The following is a 16,366-nucleotide window of genomic DNA, read 5'->3' as shown; positions in this document are numbered from 1 at the left end:
TCCTTCGCGTATAATGATGGGCGAAATTCAAGGAGAATAGAGGTCTCATCGTGAATGACGAACAGTTCGAATATCTAAAGTCCCTGGTGGAGACGCCCTCGGTTACCGGTACGGAATACAACGTGGCTCGTTTGGTGCGTGAATACGTTGCCGATATTGCCGACGAGGTGGAAACCAACGTTATGGGCTCCGTGCATGCCGTCCTGCATGCCGCGCAGCCCGAAGACAACGATGCGAAGGTGCCTTCGGTTCTCATCGCCGCGCATATGGACGAAATCGGCCTGATGGTCCATTACATTTCCGACGATGGCTTCCTGTACGTTTCCGCGGTGGGCGGCGTGGATGCCGGCCTGCTCCCCGGCCTGCGTGTTGACGTCCACACGAAGGACGGCGATTTGCGTGGCGTGGTGGGCCGCATGCCCATTCACCTCATTCCCGCCGACGAGCGCAAGAAGGTTGCCTCGATTGACAAGCTCTGCATCGACCTTGGCATGCCTGCCGAAGAGGTGAAGAAGCGCGTGCGCATTGGCGATACCATTACGTATGGTGTTGGGTGCGAGCACTTCGGACAAGGTATGGCCGTCTCCCGTGCCTTCGACGATCAGGCGGGCGTGTTCATTGCCACGCGCGTCATGGAAGAGCTTGCCAAGGCAGGGGATAGCAAGGCTGATTATGTGTGCGCTGCAACCGTGCAAGAGGAAATTGGCTGCCGCGGTGGTCTCACGAGCGCATTCAGCGTCCGTCCCGACGTAGCTATTGGCTTCGATGTTACGCATGCCACCGATTATCCCGGTATCGACAAGAACAAGTTTGGCGGCGTTGAGTGCGGTGGCGGCCCTGTGATCGCACGTGGTCCCAACATCAACCCCGTCGTTTTCGAGCGCTTGGTCATGGCTGCCGAAGAAGAGGGAATTGCCTATCAGCTCGAAGCTGAACCGGGCGTCACGGGCACCGATGCCGGCCCCATGCAGGTCCAGCAGGGTGGTATTGCCACGGGTCTGGTTTCTCTGCCGCTGCGCTATATGCATACGCCAAACGAGGTCATTTCGCTTGCCGACGTGGAGGGGTGCATCAAGCTCCTCACGCGCTTCATCCGCGACCTCGATTCCGATATTTCGTTAGTTCCGGGTATGTAGCATGGCCAAGCGCGAGGAAAAGCTCATTGCCAAGAATCGACGTGCGCTTCATGAATACGAAGTGCTGCGCACGTACGAATGCGGCATCGTCCTCACGGGCACCGAGGTTTGTTCGCTGCGCGAAAACAACTGTCAGCTGAACGATTGCTTCGCGTTGGTGCGCAAGGGCGAGGTGTGGCTCATGAACCTGCACATTGCCCCGTACAGCCACGGGAACATTGCCAATCCCGACCCCGATCGGAACCGTAAGCTCCTGCTGCACAAGACGGAAATCCGTTCGCTGCTCGAGCAAACGCGCGAACGTGGCATGGCCCTCGTTCCCCTGAAGATGTATTTCTCCACGAGCAATATGGTCAAGCTCGAACTGGCCGTTTGCCGTGGCAAGAAGCTCTACGACAAGCGTCAGGACATGCGCGCCCGCGATGCGAAGCGCGATGTCGAACGCGCATTGAAAGACCGCTCTCGTTATTAGGAGACCCCATGGCCGATCTCGAGGATGTAGTGTTCGAAGACGAAGACGACGAGGAAGTCGAAGCCGCCTTGGCCGAGCTTGCCGAGGAAGAGGATGTCGAATACGAGTACGTCTACGTCGATGAAGACGGGAACGAGATTCCCGCCGATGAGGTAGACGACTTCGACGAGGAGCCTCTCGAGTCCGAGGACGTCGAAGAGCTTGGCGAAGAGGATGTCACGTACGTCTATGTCGACGAAGATGGAAACGAGATTCCCGTCGATGAACTCGATGACGTTGAAATCGTCGAGGAAGACGAGGCGGAGGAATATGTCTACGTCGACGAGGATGGCAACGAAGTCGTCCTCAGCGAAGACGAACTGGAAGGCTATGAAATCGTCTCGGAGGATTCCAGCGACGATAACCCGCTTGCTTACGACAAGGTTCAGCGCGCAACCGACGATCTGAATTCCATTGCCCGCGAGGGCATTCAGATGGGCAGGGAATTGAAGGAGACGGTCGACGATTTCAAGTCGATGCTCGACTTCAAGAGCATGTTCAAGTAATCCTGAACTCGTTTCGGTAATTGCAAGCGGTCTCATGCAGGGTATGCATGAGACCGCTTCGTTATAGGGCAATAAAAAACCCGCTCGTTCGAGCGGGTTTCAATTCAGAACGTATGCCAAGAAATGTTAGGCGCGTTCCACCTTGCCAGCCTTCAGGCACTTCGTGCAGACGTTGGCCTTGCGCACATGACCCTTTGCGTCCTTGATGGTGACGCGCTGGATGTTCGGGCGGAACATGCGGTTCGTAACACGGTGCGAGTGGCTTATGTTACGACCAGCAACAGGTGCCTTGCCGCATACTTCACAGATCTTAGACATTCGTATCACTCCAGACGATTATGTTCTATGCTTGCCAAACATATCCAGGCAAGCGTGGATTACCAAAAGCTCTCGTACTATAACATGGATATACGGGAGCGCCAACACTTTTATGAGTTGCTTGCCGCTCGCATCCATCGTTTCTTCGTAAAGGGTGCTCCTTTCGCGCCATATGGCGTTCGTTGCTTATGGAGAACTCGCCTTTACTTCCCAGGGCTTCTGAAGCAGTTTAGCCTATGGGGTATACTGAAAAGCTGACAAATTGACGTAGATCAACCTAATTTGCGTGTACCGTGAAAGGATACCCAATGCCAGATATTATTTCCGGTGAGCTTCACGTCGCCAATGATGTGCTGTCCGACCTGGTCGGCAATGCCGCAATGAACGTATATGGCGTAGTCGGCATGGCCGCGCCTTCCGCGTCAGACGGCATCGCCAAGATTCTCCCCGCGTCGCGTCTGCGTCGTGGCGTGGTCGTGCAGACCAGCGAAAACGGCGTGCATGTCGATTTGTACGTCATCATCGAATACGGCACGAATATCAATGTCATTTCCCAGAACCTCGTCGAGGCGGTCGAGTTTGCGCTCACCAATTACGCTCAGGTGCCCATCACCGGCGTCGACGTTCACGTACAGGGTGTAAAGGTGCGCAATATCTAAGCGGGTTCACGAAGCAAGCGAATCCGAACAAGGAGTTTAGACCGATATGTCAGAAACATATACGAGTAACGATATCTTAAATGCCATCGCGGTAGCTGCACGCACGCTGGGCGAGCGCAAAGACGAGGTCAACCGCCTCAATGTGTTCCCCGTGCCCGACGGCGACACCGGAACGAACATGTCTCTTACGGTGAAGATGGTCGTAGACAACCTGGCCAAGCTTCCCATCGGCTCTTCCAATGCCGATGTTCGCAAGGCCATCACTACGGGTGCGCTCATGGGCGCGCGTGGCAATTCGGGCGTTATCACCTCGCAGATTCTTCGCGGTCTGTGCGAGGGTGCGGCCGACGCTACCGAGTTTTCCGTGGCTTCCATCGACAAGGCGTTCGACCAGGCCGTAACCACGGCATTCCAGGCCGTGCGCAAGCCCGTCGAGGGCACGATCCTCACCGTTCTGAAGGACACTGCCGCAGCGGCTCGTCGCGCCAACAAGAAGAAGATGGAGCTCGACGAAGCGCTCGCGTACATCGTCAGCGAATCGTACGCCTCCGTTCAGCGCACGCCCGAACTGCTTCCCGTCCTTGCGGAAAACAATGTTGTCGACGCTGGCGGCTATGGCCTTGCCATTCTGCTCGACAGCTTCGTTTCCGCCATCACTGGTCGCGAAGCGCCCCTGGGCGACGAGCTTGCGTTCTCGCGTGGTTCCGAGCCCAAGGTCGAAATCGAGCAGATTAACGACTGGGAAGGTTCCCGCTTCCGCTATTGCAACGAGTTCCTGGTAGATTCCGAGACCCTCGACAAGGACGAGGCGCTCGACTTCCTTTCCACTATGGGCGACTGCGAGCTCTGCGTGGGCTCTATCCCGAAATTCAAGGTGCATGTGCATTCGAACACGCCCGATAAGGTGCTTGCCTACTTCCTCGAGCGTGGCCAGATTTCCGAGGTGTTCATCCACAACATGCAGCTTCAGGCTGCCGACCGCAACGCCAAGCTTGCCGAAGAGCAGAAAGCTGAGCACAAGGCGCTTGGGTTCGTTGCCGTGGCAGCGGGCGAGGGCAACGCCAAGATCCTCGAGAGCTTGGGCGTCGACCGCGTCGTTTCTGGCGGTCAGACCATGAACCCCTCCACGAAGGACCTGCTTGACGCTGTGAACAGCGTGAATGCCGACGCCGTCATCATTCTGCCGAACAACAGCAACATCATCATGGCCGCTCAGAGCTGTGCTGGCGTTTCCGAGACCCCTTGTGGCGTGGTTCCCACGAAGAGTGTTCCGCAGGCGTTCTCCGCCATGTTCGCCGCCAACGTCGAGGCTAGCCTGGAAGAGAATGTCGAAGCCATGTCTGATGCCATTGGCGAGGTTCGCACGGGCGAAATCACGCAGGCCATCAAGGACGCCAAGGACGCACATGGCAACCCCATCAAGAATGGCGACACCATTGGCATCGCCGATGGTTCCATCGAAGCGGTTGGTGCTTCCACGGAAGAAGTAACGCTGGCCCTTCTGGAATCCCTCGAGGCGGAGGATGCCGACACGCTCACCCTTCTGGCCGGTTGCGATTTCTCCGACGAACAGCTCGACGCGCTTGTAGAGCGCATCGAAGAGGCCTACGAGGATCTTGAGGTCGACGCCCACCGCGGCGAGCAGCCCCTGTATCCCATCGTGTTTGGTCTTGAATAGCGAATCGCTATCATCTCGCAGGTCCCAGGCCGCATTCTCCCTTGACTCGCCGATTACGGTCATCAAGGGCATTTCAGGAGTGCGGGCTGGGGCCTTGCGTTCTCTGGGCATAGAGTCGCCGCGCGATCTGCTCGCGCATTACCCTCGCAGGTACCTCGACATGAGTCGGGTTTCCACGTGCGCGGATGCCCGCATTTCCGATTCCTGCACCGTCGTTGGCACCGTGTACGAGGTGAAGGTCAAGCGTCCGAAGAACCTTGTGCTCACCGAGATAACCATCAACGATGGCACGGGCACGTTTATCGTCACGTGCTTCCGACAGCCTTGGTGGGGGAGCAAGCTTTCCCGGGGCAGTCGTATTGCCGTTTCAGGAACCGTGGAATTCAATTTCGGTTTCAAGCGCATGACGAATCCTCTCATCGAGGTTATCGAAGACCCTGCTCAGGAAGTCACTGGGGCTATCGTGCCCGTTCATCCCGCATCTGAGAAGCTTCCGGCGAACACCATGCGCAAGCTCGTTTCCGCCGCGCTGGACATGTCGGTGGGGCTTGAAGACCCGCTGCCGCTCGACTTGCGCACGCGCTATAGGCTCATGTCGCGTGCGTCGGCACTTCGTTGTATTCACTTTCCCCGCACTATGGATGAAAGCACAGCGGCCCGCAGGCGCCTCGCCTACGAAGAGGTGCTCATGCTCGAGCTGCATCTCATGCGCTCCCATGTTGCGCAGGCAGCGCGCCAGCAAGCTATGACCCATGTCGTGGACGGGCCTTGTTGCACGGCGTTGCGTCAGGCCATTCCCTTCGAACTCACGTCGGAGCAGCAGGATGCGGTGCGCGATATCCTGGGGCACATGTCTCGGCCTTGCGCCATGCATCACATGCTCCTGGGCGACGTGGGTACGGGCAAGACAGCCGTTGCTGCGTTTGCCCTGGCTGCGGTAGCCGATTCCGGCACCCAGGCGCTCATGATGGCGCCTACCGAAGTGCTTGCACGACAGTACGCCCGCTCGCTTGGTGCCTGGTTCGATGCCGCGGGCATTTCGTGGGGTGTACTCACGGGGTCTACCGATTCCGATGCGCGCGCCGCCTTGCTCGATCGGCTTGCCTCGGGCGAGCTTAGCGTGCTGTTTGGCACGCATGCCCTTATCGAACCCGAAGTGCAGCCCAAGTGCTGTTCGCTCGTGGTTATCGACGAGCAGCAGCGCTTCGGCGTGGCCCAGCGCAACGCGCTCATCGAGAAGGGCCGTGCGGCCGATGTCCTTTCGCTTACGGCGACGCCCATTCCTCGTTCGCTCGCACTGGCTACGTATGGCGATATGACGCTGTCGTATCTGCGCAGCAAGCCTCACGAACATGCCGCTACCGCCACGAAGGTTCTTTCGTATTCGCAGATAGGCGAGGCGTACGAAGCGGCTCGCAATGCGCTCGACGCAGGTAGACAAGTTTACGTGGTGTGCCCGCTCGTGGGCCAGTCCCATAGCCAGAAGGATGGTGCGGCGGCCGAGCGGCGCAATGATTCGACGGATTCCCGCTCCTCGCAAGAGGGAGAGCAGTACGTGTACGCCTCCATCGCCATCGAGGATGTGGCCGATTTCCAGAATGATGATACGCGTGCGGCTATCGAGCAGGCTCGCTTCCTCGAGCAGAAGATCTTCTGTGGGTATCAGGTTGGCGTCTTGCATGGCCGCATGAAGGGCCCGGAAAAGCAGGCTGCCATGGCCGATTTCGCCGAGGGACGCACCCAGGTGCTCGTTGCGACTACCGTTATCGAGGTGGGTGTCGACGTTCCGAACGCCACTGTCATGGTCATCCAGGATGCCGACCGCTTTGGCTTGGCCCAGCTCCATCAGCTGCGTGGCCGCGTTGGCCGCGGTCAGGCGGCGGGCGAGGTGTTCCTCGTTTCCGGTAGCAAGGCACCGCTTGCTCTCGAGCGCCTTTCCGCCATGGAGCGCATTTCCGACGGATTCGAGCTTGCCGAATACGACCTGTCGCTTCGTCGCGAAGGCGACATCCTGGGCAACAGGCAGCACGGTGCATCCACGTTGAAGCTGGTGAACGTCGTGCGCGATGCCGCCCTCATCGAGGCGGCGCATGCCGATGCGCGGGCTCTGCTCGACGCGGATCCCGATTTGACCCAGCCCGAACACCGCGCGCTGCGCTACGAGGTGGCGCGCGCTTTCCCCGAGCAAGCTCAGAGAAAGGAAGACTAATGCGCATTATTGCAGGCGAATTCCGCGGGAGGCCCCTGCGGGCTCCCAAGGGCCGCACGACGCGACCCACCGTCGACCGCGTACGTGAATCGCTCATGAGCACTATCATGTCCGCTCGTGGCACATGGGAGGGTGCGTATGTTCTCGATGCATTTGCGGGCAGCGGTGCCCTGGGTATGGAGGCGCTTTCCCGTGGGGCCGAATATGCATGCTTCTGCGAACGCGATCGCGAAGCGCTTGGCTGCCTTGCCGTGAATACCGTTATGGCTGAACCCCAGCGCACGCGCATCGCGCGTGTGGACATCGAGAAGCGTCTACCTCCGATTCCCGATTCTCCCTTCGACTTGGTCTTCTTCGATCCGCCCTATGCGTACGGTATCGAGGTGGTGGCGGGCGTGCTGAAGCGCCTCGATGAGGCGGACATGCTTGCCGATGATGTGCTGATTAGCTATGAACATGACGCATCCGTCGATTGTTCCGATGCGCCGGAATTCGTTGCCCTACAATTGCATCACCTTACCCGGAAGAAATACGGTGATACCGCTCTCGACCTGTTCAGAAAGGAACTCGCATGAAACGCGCGCTCGTGCCCGGCACATTCGACCCCATTACGGAAGGGCATCTGGACATCATCCGCCGCGCTTCCCAGATCTTCGATGAGGTGATCGTTGCCGTGGCCGCTTCGCCCAACAAGGGCGGTCGCAGCAGGCTCTTCACGCTCGAGGAGCGCGTCGAGCTGGCTCGCAAGTCGGTGGCCGACATTCCGAACGTGCGTGTCGAGCCCTTTAGCGAGCTGCTCGTCTCGTTCGCGCGTCGCATGGATGCGAAGGTACTGGTAAAGGGCCTGCGGGCTATCACCGACTTCGAATACGAGTTCCAGATGACTGCCATGAATTACGACATCGATCGCGAGGTCGAAACCGTGTTCATCATGTCGCCCCCGAAGTACATGTACCTCTCGTCTTCCATCGTGCGAGAGATTGCCAGCCTGGGCGGGCCGTTCCGCGAGTTCGTGTCGGACCCGGTCTATCGCGCGCTTTGCGAGAAGTACGATCTTCCCCTCAATGAGCAGGGTGAATAGCAAATAACGGCTTGCTGGCCCCCATGCTTGCCGAATCGGCATCGCAGTGGGGAAGTGGCTTTCGAGCATTATCGGCAGCCTGCGTCTACGGCGTTTTCAGCGGGGTGGAATGCGCGAACTGGCTCTATGTCGTATAATCGCACGTGGAGCCTGAATGTGCATTTTGCCCCATGTGTAAGTGCATGATAGAATGCAATGGATTGTTTTGACATATTCACCGCAGCTTAGACGCAGCATACGGAAGGAATAACTATGGACGAAACAGGGGTTTTGGGGCTTATCGAGGAGCTTTCTATCCTCCTGGAAGATGCGAAGCCCGTCTTTGGCAAGGGTAACCTGCGCCAGGTAGACGTTGCTGCCGCCTTCGAAATCATCGATGACATCCGCGACGCGTTCCCGAGCGAATTCGCTCAGTCTCGCCAGATCGTGCGCGAGCGTCAGAGCTTGCTCGACGATGCCGAGGCCGAGGCCACCCGCATGATCGAGGATGCCCGCAGCCAGGCGCTCACCATCGCCGGCGAACAGGAAATCGTGCGCATTTCCCAGCAGCAGGCAGACACCATCATGGCCGAGGCCCGTGAGCTCGAGCGCGAGACCCGCGCGGGTGCCGAAGACTACGCCGACGAGGTATTTGGCCACGTGGAGCAGAGCCTCGACACGCTGCTCTCCAATGTGCGCCGTTGCCGCGAGCGTCTGAATTCCAACTCGTTTGGCAGTGGTCGATAGGCTTATTTGGGAATGGATTCCACAACTATCGAAATCCCATCCGAGCTCTTCGCCCCTGCGGAGAGCTCTTCCTATTCGGGCGTATTCGAGCTGCCCGAATTGGTTGCCGGCCCCGATGTCTACGCATTTGCCGAACCCCTTGCCTGGAACGTCATCGTGTCCAATACGGGCGATGCGCTGCTGGTAAGCGGTACGGTCACCGGGTTGGCTACCACGGCGTGCGCTCGTTGCCTCGATCCTATCGAGGTTGATTTTCAGGGCGATATTGAGGGCTACTTCCTCATCGGGGAAGCAGAGACGCCCGAAGATATGGACGAAGACGAGTTCGAGCGACTCGACGACTCCAACACCATCGATCTGGTGCCGCTCATGAAGGCCGCGTTGCTGGTCGACACTCCGCTCGTTCCGCTGTGCCGCGACGATTGCAAGGGCATTTGCCCCGACTGCGGTGCCAACCTGAACGAAGGTGATTGCGGTTGCGCTTCGAAGCGCGAGGCCGAACGCTTGGCGGAAGCCGAAGCCGCAAATCCGTTTGCCGCGCTGAAGAACCTTACGTTCGACGAGTAGCGTGCGCTTTCTATGTGGAAGCGCATGTGAGGCGATGTGCGAGTGTGCAGTCTCGGTGAACATGCCTTGCGTCGCTATGGCGCGGGTGTTAACATACCCATTCGCGTATTCGTGTTATATGTTGCAGGCGCTAGGGAGCGTCTCAGCTGTAAGAAGGAGATAATAATGGCAGTACCTAAACGCAAAACGGGCCGTGCTCGCACGCATTCCCGCCGTTCCGCTAACGACAAGATCGCAGCTCCCGCTCGTTCTCTGTGCCCGAAGTGCGGCGAAGTGAAGCTCCCGCATCGCGTGTGCCCGAACTGCGGTTTCTATCGCGACCGCGAGGTCATCGAGACGGCTTAGTTCTAGCTGCCATAGTTTGTTAACGGGTCCCCTGATCGCATAGTAGGTCAGGGGATTTTTACTTTCGCTACCACTGCATGAAAGGGATGTACGCATGAGCCAACCTGTAACCATCGCCGTAGACGCCCTGGGTGGGGACGCGGGTGCTTCCGTAGTTCTGCCCGGAGTCGAAGCTGCCCTCTCCGAAGATGCCTCGCTGTCCGTTCTGCTTTGCGGACCCGAGGAGGTCGTGGTTCCGTTCTGCGCTTCCCATGAACGCTGCGAAGCCGTAGTGACCACCGAGGAAATCGCCATGGGCGAGCATCCTGCCCAGGCGGTTCGTAAGAAGAAGGACTCTTCGCTCGTGGTTGGCTGTCGTATGGTGAAGGAAGGGAAAGCCCAGGGCTTCTTTTCTGCTGGCTCTACGGGTGCCGTCCTTACGGCGGGTACGCTCGTCATTGGTCGCATCAAGGGCGTAGCGCGTCCTGCCCTCTGCACGGTTCTGCCTACGCCTACGCGCGACGTCGTCATGTGCGACGTAGGCGCCAATGCCGATTGCAAGCCGGAATACCTGGTGCAATTTGCCCAGATGGCATTCATCTACGCCGAGAAGGTGCTGGGTCGCGAAAACCCTCGTGTCGCGCTTCTGAACATCGGTTCCGAAGAGGCCAAGGGCAGCCAGTTCGCCCAGACGTGCCACGCCCTGCTGAAGGAGCAGGTTCCCAATTTCGCGGGGAATGCCGAAGGCAACGACGTGCTTGCCGCCACGTTCGATGTGTACGTTACCGACGGATTTACGGGCAATGTGTGTCTGAAGACCATCGAGGGCACCTCGAAGGCACTTTTCGGTGCTATCAAGGGCGCGTTCACGAAGAGCCCCCTTACCATGCTGGGTGCCCTGCTCGTAAAGGGCGGCCTGCGCGAGCTGAAGGACAAGGTTTCCTCCGATCGCATGGGCGCGGCTCCCGTTCTGGGCGTCAAGGGCGCTTGCATGGTGGGGCATGGCTCTTCCAATGAAATCGCCATCAAGAACGGCATTCACGCGGCTGCGAAGACGGTCCGCCTGCAGGTTTCTGAATTAATCGCGCAAGCCGTCTCTTCACCTGCAGTTTCGGGTAAAATAGATAAATCTGAATAGGTATTCGTTTTTACGCATTCTAGGAAGGGGGCGGGCCCTCGGGGGTCTGTGTTATGAATGGTATTCCGCGCGACGAGCAGCGTAAGAAGCTCGACCTAGCGCAGGACATTCTTGGGTACCGCTTCACCAACGAGCGGTACCTCCTCTCCGCCATCACGCATCCGTCGGCGGTGGAGGGAAAGCCCGTAAAGTTTTCGTACGAGCGCTTGGAATTCCTGGGCGATAGCATTCTGGGTGCCGTGGTGGCCGATGCGGCATTTCACAAGTTTTCTGAAATCGACGAAGGCGGGCTCACGCGCATCAAGGTTTCGCTCGTAAGTGGCGCCTCGCTTTCCCATGTGGCGAGCGAGCTCGGCTTCGCCGATTTCATCATCTTCGGCCTTTCCGAACGCGGAACGGGGCGTCGTGGCCTGCATTCCGCACTCGAAAACGTGTACGAGGCCATCGTGGCTGCGTTGTATCTCGACGGCGGCATGGAAGCTGCGCGCGAGTTCATTTCCAAGACGCTTCTTGGTTACATGAGCATCGACATGGCGCGCGAGCCCGAAAACCCGAAGAGCGTTCTGCAGGAAAAGCTCCAGGAAGATGGCATCACGCCCACCTACAAGCTCATCGAGACGCAGGGCCCTCCGCACGACCGCACCTTCGTAACGCAGGTGTACGCAGGCTTGCAGGCCCTGGCCCGTGGCGTTGGCCGCACGAAGAAGGAAAGCGAAAGTCAGGCAGCTCAGAGCGCCCTTACGCAGATGTCCTTCAACTCCGCGAAGACCGAACGCGAAATCCAGCGTGAGCAGAAGGCTGCTCGCCGCGCCGAGCGCAAGGCCGAACGCGAAGCGGAAAAGGCCCGCAAGGTCGAAATGAAGAGCAAGAAAAAGTCCTCGTCTTCCGAGCAGGGATAGCCCGTGTATCTCAAGTCGCTCGTTTTGAAGGGGTTCAAATCGTTTGCCGATCGCAGCGTGCTTAGCTTCGAGCCGGGCATTGCCGCGGTTGTGGGTCCCAACGGTTCGGGAAAATCGAACATTTCCGATGCCGTTCTGTGGGTGCTGGGCGAACGTAACGCGAAGAACCTCCGTGGCCAGGCCATGGAAGACGTCATCTTTGCCGGCTCCTCGGCGCGCAAGCCTGTTGGCGTTGCCGAAGTCGAGCTCGTGCTCGATAATTCCGACGGTACGCTGCCCGTGGAATTCAATGACGTATCCATCATGCGTCGCATGTATCGCAGCGGCGAAAGCGAGTACCTCATCAATGGCACCATCGCCCGACGCATGGACGTGCTCGACATCCTGCACGACAGCGGACTGGGCACGGGAACGCATTCCATCATCGCTCAGGGCCATCTGGCCGAAATCCTGCAAAGCAAGCCGGAAGACCGTCGTGCCCTCATCGAAGAGGCCGCGGGCGTTTTGAAGCACAAGCAGCGCAAGGCGAAGAGCCAGCGCAAGCTCGAGCGCATGGACGAGCATCTCGCACGCGTGCGCGACGTGGTGGCGGAAGTAGAACGCCAGGTAAAGCCTCTGGAGCGCAAGGCGAAGCGTGCCTTGCAATATCGCGATGTGAGCAAGCAGCTTGCCCAGGTCAATCTGGAACTCGCCGTCGACGACCTCCGCACTCTCCAGCGATCGTGGGATGAAACGCTCAAGCGTGAGCAGTCGCTGTCTTCGCAGCTCGAAGGCCTGCGCACGCAGATCGAGAAGACCGAGGCGGTTTCGGAGGAACTGCAGAAGAAGCTCCAGGCCGAAACGGCAGAGGCGGGCGTCGTTGCCACGCACCAGCGCCGCGCCCAGGCCGCATCCGACAAGCTCGATTCGAACGTGCTGCTCCTGCACGAACGCAAGCGCTCCATCCAAAGTTACCTCACCGATCTGCAGTTGCAGCTGCAGGGTTCCGAGCGCTCGCTGCAAGATCTCGAAGAGCGTAGGGAGCAGGCCCAAAAGCAGCTCGATGAGGCTGTTGCCGCACGTGAAGCTGCCGATTCCGCCTATGCGGCAGCGCGTACGCGCACACAGGAGCTCCAGGAGAAGAAGCGTTCTCTGCAGCAGCAGCTCGACGATCAGACGCGCAAGCGTCGCGATGCGCTTCAGGAACTTGAAGGCGTTCGCGCGGCTCAGGCGCGTACTCAGGAAATCTTGGCAAGCAGTCAGGCTCAGCAGAAGCTCATTGCCACGCATGCTGCCGAGCTCGACGAGCGCTTTGCCGCCGCCAAGGCTGCGGTGGGGTCGGCCCAGTCGCAAGCCGATGCCATGGCGCGCGATTTGGAAGAGGCGAAGAAGGCCGAAGCGGAGGCGCGGGCCAACGTGGGCGCGGCCGTGCGTAAGCGCGACGAGCTCCGCCAGGCGCTCGACGAGGCGCGTGACGAACGTGCGACCGCATCCGCCCTGGTAAAGAGCCTTGAAGAGCTTGAACGTGCGCGCACGGCAGCCAATCCTCTCTTGCTGTGGACCAAGGAACATGCAGACGACCTTCAATCGCACATTGCTCCTTTCATCGATACTCTTACCGCGGCGCCCGAAGTCGAGGCGCTCGTAACGCTCTTGCTTGGCTCCGACGTCGAAGCGCTCTTCGTCGAAGACGAGCCAAGTGCCCTTGCTGCCGCTACGCGCATTGTCGCGTCGGGGGAGACGGGTTCCGTGTCGCTGCTTCCGCGTGACGGCATGCGCGCTGCGGAATTGCCCCAGGTTCCTGAGGGCGCCCGTACGCTCGTTTCCATGCTTTCGTATCCCGAATCCGCGGCTGCGTCGGTCAAGGCCCTTTTGGGCGACGTGCTCATCTGCGACGATATCGCCTCGGCGCAGCGTGTCGCCGCTCAGGTATCTGGCGTGCGCGCCGTTACGCTCGATGGCGTCATCGTGTGGCCCAATGGCAAGGTCACCTATGCGCTGCCGGGCGACGATGCAGAAAACGCCCTGGCCGCTCATCGCGAGCTGGAAGCTGCGCGCGATCGTCTCGCTGCAGCCCTGGAGGCTCAGGAGCTTGCCCAGCGTGCGCTCGACGAATCCGAGGAAGAACTACGTACCGTGCAGTCGGCCGTGCTTTCCACCTCGCAAGACAAGGCGAAGCTGCAGGGCGCATCCGATGCCGCCGCTTCCCAGGTGAAGCAGGCACAATCCGCGCTCGACGCGCTCAAGCGCGAATCTGATTCCATCGAATCCCAGCGTACGGCAGCGCAGCAGGCGCTCGAGGCCGCTCAGCCCGAAGCCGTTTCGCTTGACGAACGTGCGACCATTCTCTCGGGTACTATCGACGATGCGAAGAATCGCATCGAAGCGCTTCGTGACGAGCTTGCCCCCGTACGCGCCCAGGCCGATGAAGCCTCGAACGCTCTTGCGGAAGCCAAGCTCGCGGCCGCTACGGCCAAAGAGCGAACCGACTACGCCAAGCGTATGGTCATCGCTCGCGAGCAGGACATTCGCCAGGCGAAGAAGACGCGCGAGGTGGCGCGTCGCAACATCGAGCGCAAGACGGTTGCCGCTCGCCGTATCGACCCGCTGCTCGAGGTGTGCCGCTCCCTGGCCGAGGTGTCGCGCATTCGCTCCCAGCGTCTGGAAGATGCCAGCGCGGCTTCGCGCGAGCTTTCCGCGGGCCTGCATGAGCAGATCAACGATGCGCGCACGAAGGCGAAGGAAGCGCACGACGCGTTCGACGAATCGAACGAGCTTCTCTCGCAGGTGCGCGTTGAAAAGGGCAGGCTCGAGATGCAGGTGGAAACCGCCATCCGCACCATTACCGACGATTGCGCCACGCCCCTGGAAGTTGCCATGCGCACGCCCGAGCTGGAAGATCGCGCCGCTCTCGAGGCCGAATCGTTCAAGCTCCAGCGTCGCATCGCCAACATGGGCACCATCAACCCCGACGCCGCTGCCGAATACGAGCAGCTCAAGACGCGCTACGACTACCTTCAGTCGCAGCTCGACGACATGATGGCGGCCCGTCGTTCCCTCGTGAAAATCGTCCACGTCATCGACGATCGCATGAAGGACGATTTCGTGAATACGTTCGAGCAGGTGAACGCCAACTTCCAGCGCATCTTCCGCGAACTGTTCCCCGGTGGTTCGGGCGAGCTTTCCCTGGTGGATCCCGACGACCCCGAAAACACGGGCGTGGAAGTGAGCGCCCAGCCCAGTGGCAAGCGCATTCTGAAGATGTCGCTCATGTCGGGTGGCGAGAAGTCGCTGGTGGCAATGGCCCTGCTGTTCGCTGTGTACGAGACGCGTGCCACGCCGTTCTACATCCTCGACGAGATCGAAGCCGCACTCGACGACACGAACCTGCGCAGGCTCGTTGCGTATCTCGATTCCATTCGCGATACCACCCAGTTCATTATGATCACGCATCAGCGTCGCACGATGGAAATGGCCGACGTGCTCTATGGCGTGTCGATGCAGTCAGACGGCGTTACGAAGGTAATGAGCCAGCGTCTTGATGCTGCTCTACGTTACGCGGAAGGATAATCCATGTTTGAGAGTATGAAGCGGGGCATGCAGAATACGCGCCAGCGTTTTGCCGAGCGCATGAACATGCTGCTCGACCGCGGTCCCGATGTCGACGATGATTTCTGGGATGGCCTGGAGGAAGCCCTCATTCTGGCCGACGTTGGCGCTCCTGCCGCGTGCGATATCGTCGAGCGCATGCGCGAGCTTGCCACGCGCCAGGCGCTCCCCGATGCATATGCCGTCATGGATGCGCTCGCCGACCAGCTTGCCGAGCGCTTTGCCAGCACCGAAGTGAACCTGTTCGACGAGAATCCCGTGTTGGTGCTGTTCGTGGGCATCAACGGGGCGGGCAAGACGACCACGGTGGGCAAGATCGCCTATTCCGCCAAGGAAGCGGGCCGAAACGTGCTGCTTGGCAGCGCCGATACGTTCCGTGCAGCTGCCATCGAGCAGCTCGAGGAGTGGGGAAGGCGTGCGAACGTGGAAATCGTCGAACGCGAGCGCGGTTCCGATCCCGCCAGCGTCTGCTATGACACGATCGAGCGCGCCGAGGCAACGAACGCCGATTTGGTGCTTATCGACACGGCGGGGCGCCTGCATACGTCCGACGACCTCATGCGCGAGCTGAGCAAGGTCGTTAGCGTCGTGCGCAAGCGTTCAAGCATTCCCGTGAAGACGGTCCTGGTCATCGACGCCACGACGGGTCAGAATGGCCTTTCCCAGGCGCGCAAGTTCAACGACGCCCTCGACCTCGACGGGCTTATCGTCACGAAGCTCGATGGCACGGCGAAGGGCGGCATCGCGCTTGCCGTTTCCTACGAGCTGGGCCTTCCCATTGCCAAGATTGGCGTGGGCGAGGGCCTTGCCGACCTGCAGGATTTCGACGCGCGCGAGTTTTCCGCCGCGCTCATCGGTACCGAACCCGTAGACGAATCGGGCCAGGTTGCCGTCGAAGAAGAACCGGTTGTTGCCAGCGAAGAGCCGGCATGGCAGGCTCCCTCTGAGCCTGAGCCTGAGCCTGAGCCTGAGCCTGAGCCTGAGCCTGAGCCTGAGCCTGAGCCTGAGCCTGAGCCTGAGCCTGAG

General features: G+C 59.7%; 16 protein-coding genes. 15 read left to right on the top strand and 1 reads right to left on the bottom strand.

The features are described 5' to 3' along the window. The first annotated feature begins 50 nt into the window (after nt 1-50). From E7002_RS01115 to E7002_RS01105, 3 genes are read left to right on the top strand one after another with little or no spacing between them, the layout of a single operon-like run. Nucleotides 51-1,136, top strand: a complete 1,086-nt coding sequence (locus E7002_RS01115; protein WP_303727088.1) for a M20/M25/M40 family metallo-hydrolase — start codon at nt 51-53, stop codon at nt 1,134-1,136. A 1-nt stretch (nt 1,137) separates the two neighbouring features. After that, nucleotides 1,138-1,608 carry an SsrA-binding protein SmpB gene (gene smpB, locus E7002_RS01110; RefSeq protein WP_066661724.1) on the top strand — a complete coding sequence of 157 codons (471 nt, stop codon included), beginning with the start codon at nt 1,138-1,140 and terminating at the stop codon, nt 1,606-1,608. Between the two features lie 8 nt (nt 1,609-1,616). After that, the gene (locus tag E7002_RS01105; protein WP_303727087.1) at nt 1,617-2,153 is read left to right on the top strand and encodes a hypothetical protein; all 537 of its coding nucleotides are present in this window, start codon (nt 1,617-1,619) and stop codon (nt 2,151-2,153) included. Nucleotides 2,154-2,279: 126 nt separating this feature from the next. Here E7002_RS01105 and rpmB read toward each other — a convergent pair whose 3' ends face one another. Further along, nucleotides 2,280-2,471 carry a 50S ribosomal protein L28 gene (gene rpmB / locus E7002_RS01100; RefSeq protein ID WP_066661728.1) on the bottom strand — a complete coding sequence of 64 codons (192 nt, stop codon included), beginning with the start codon at nt 2,469-2,471 and terminating at the stop codon, nt 2,280-2,282. A gap of 308 nt (nt 2,472-2,779) precedes the next feature. On the opposite strand from rpmB, the gene E7002_RS01095 reads away from it, so the two are divergent. The 12 genes from E7002_RS01095 to ftsY form a co-directional block, all read left to right on the top strand. Then, nucleotides 2,780-3,130: an Asp23/Gls24 family envelope stress response protein gene (locus tag E7002_RS01095; protein WP_066661731.1), complete on the top strand. Its 351-nt coding sequence runs from the start codon at nt 2,780-2,782 to the stop codon at nt 3,128-3,130. A 46-nt stretch (nt 3,131-3,176) separates the two neighbouring features. Beyond that, nucleotides 3,177-4,808, top strand: coding sequence for a DAK2 domain-containing protein (locus tag E7002_RS01090; protein WP_303727086.1), 1,632 nt, complete (start codon nt 3,177-3,179; stop codon nt 4,806-4,808). Further along, the gene (locus tag E7002_RS01085) at nt 4,747-7,017 is read left to right on the top strand and encodes an ATP-dependent DNA helicase RecG (protein WP_369692470.1); all 2,271 of its coding nucleotides are present in this window, start codon (nt 4,747-4,749) and stop codon (nt 7,015-7,017) included. Before E7002_RS01090 ends, E7002_RS01085 begins: the two co-directional genes overlap by 62 nt. Beyond that, entirely contained in the window at nt 7,017-7,592 is a 576-nt protein-coding gene (gene rsmD, locus E7002_RS01080) for a 16S rRNA (guanine(966)-N(2))-methyltransferase RsmD (RefSeq protein ID WP_303727084.1), read from the top strand. The genes E7002_RS01085 and rsmD overlap by 1 nt, the downstream gene beginning before the upstream one ends. Then, nucleotides 7,589-8,098 (top strand): pantetheine-phosphate adenylyltransferase, encoded by a 510-nt coding sequence (gene coaD / locus E7002_RS01075; RefSeq protein WP_066661738.1) that lies wholly within the window; start codon nt 7,589-7,591, stop codon nt 8,096-8,098. Before rsmD ends, coaD begins: the two co-directional genes overlap by 4 nt. A 252-nt stretch (nt 8,099-8,350) precedes the next feature. After that, nucleotides 8,351-8,824 (top strand): ATPase, encoded by a 474-nt coding sequence (locus E7002_RS01070; protein WP_066661741.1) that lies wholly within the window; start codon nt 8,351-8,353, stop codon nt 8,822-8,824. Between the two features lie 12 nt (nt 8,825-8,836). After that, nucleotides 8,837-9,391: a DUF177 domain-containing protein gene (locus E7002_RS01065; protein WP_066661744.1), complete on the top strand. Its 555-nt coding sequence runs from the start codon at nt 8,837-8,839 to the stop codon at nt 9,389-9,391. 165 nt (nt 9,392-9,556) lie between these two features. Continuing rightward, on the top strand, nt 9,557-9,736 hold the full coding sequence (gene rpmF, locus E7002_RS01060) for a 50S ribosomal protein L32 (RefSeq protein WP_066661750.1): 180 nt from the start codon (nt 9,557-9,559) through the stop codon (nt 9,734-9,736). Between the two features lie 94 nt (nt 9,737-9,830). Next, entirely contained in the window at nt 9,831-10,853 is a 1,023-nt protein-coding gene (gene plsX / locus E7002_RS01055) for a phosphate acyltransferase PlsX (protein ID WP_303727083.1), read from the top strand. A 53-nt stretch (nt 10,854-10,906) separates the two neighbouring features. Then, a complete protein-coding gene (rnc, locus tag E7002_RS01050) occupies nt 10,907-11,752 on the top strand; it encodes a ribonuclease III (RefSeq protein ID WP_303727082.1) in 846 nt (281 codons plus the stop codon). Between the two features lie 3 nt (nt 11,753-11,755). Beyond that, the gene (gene smc, locus E7002_RS01045; protein ID WP_303727080.1) at nt 11,756-15,301 is read left to right on the top strand and encodes a chromosome segregation protein SMC; all 3,546 of its coding nucleotides are present in this window, start codon (nt 11,756-11,758) and stop codon (nt 15,299-15,301) included. 3 nt (nt 15,302-15,304) lie between these two features. Further along, nucleotides 15,305-16,366: signal recognition particle-docking protein FtsY (ftsY, locus tag E7002_RS01040; RefSeq protein WP_303727079.1), on the top strand; the 1,062-nt coding region annotated here is incomplete at its 3' end.

It is taken from the genome of Denitrobacterium detoxificans (assembly GCF_015062615.1).
Lineage (GTDB): Bacteria > Actinomycetota > Coriobacteriia > Coriobacteriales > Eggerthellaceae > Denitrobacterium > Denitrobacterium detoxificans_A.
Note: the sequence above shows the minus strand (reverse complement) of the source record. Positions and strands in the feature narration are given on the sequence as shown.

Bases quoted from the DNA above. Each gene is read 5' to 3' on its own strand.
- rsmD (WP_303727084.1), top strand. From the start codon at position 7,017: ATGCGCATTATTGCAGGCGAATTCCGCGGGAGGCCCCTGCGGGCTCCC.
- plsX (WP_303727083.1), top strand. From the start codon at position 9,831: ATGAGCCAACCTGTAACCATCGCCGTAGACGCCCTGGGTGGGGACGCG.
- E7002_RS01065 (WP_066661744.1), top strand. From the start codon at position 8,837: ATGGATTCCACAACTATCGAAATCCCATCCGAGCTCTTCGCCCCTGCG.
- E7002_RS01070 (WP_066661741.1), top strand. From the start codon at position 8,351: ATGGACGAAACAGGGGTTTTGGGGCTTATCGAGGAGCTTTCTATCCTC.
- rpmF (WP_066661750.1), top strand. From the start codon at position 9,557: ATGGCAGTACCTAAACGCAAAACGGGCCGTGCTCGCACGCATTCCCGC.
- E7002_RS01095 (WP_066661731.1), top strand. From the start codon at position 2,780: ATGCCAGATATTATTTCCGGTGAGCTTCACGTCGCCAATGATGTGCTG.
- E7002_RS01090 (WP_303727086.1), top strand. From the start codon at position 3,177: ATGTCAGAAACATATACGAGTAACGATATCTTAAATGCCATCGCGGTA.
- E7002_RS01105 (WP_303727087.1), top strand. From the start codon at position 1,617: ATGGCCGATCTCGAGGATGTAGTGTTCGAAGACGAAGACGACGAGGAA.
- coaD (WP_066661738.1), top strand. From the start codon at position 7,589: ATGAAACGCGCGCTCGTGCCCGGCACATTCGACCCCATTACGGAAGGG.
- rpmB (WP_066661728.1), bottom strand. From the start codon at position 2,471: ATGTCTAAGATCTGTGAAGTATGCGGCAAGGCACCTGTTGCTGGTCGT.
- rnc (WP_303727082.1), top strand. From the start codon at position 10,907: ATGAATGGTATTCCGCGCGACGAGCAGCGTAAGAAGCTCGACCTAGCG.
- smpB (WP_066661724.1), top strand. From the start codon at position 1,138: ATGGCCAAGCGCGAGGAAAAGCTCATTGCCAAGAATCGACGTGCGCTT.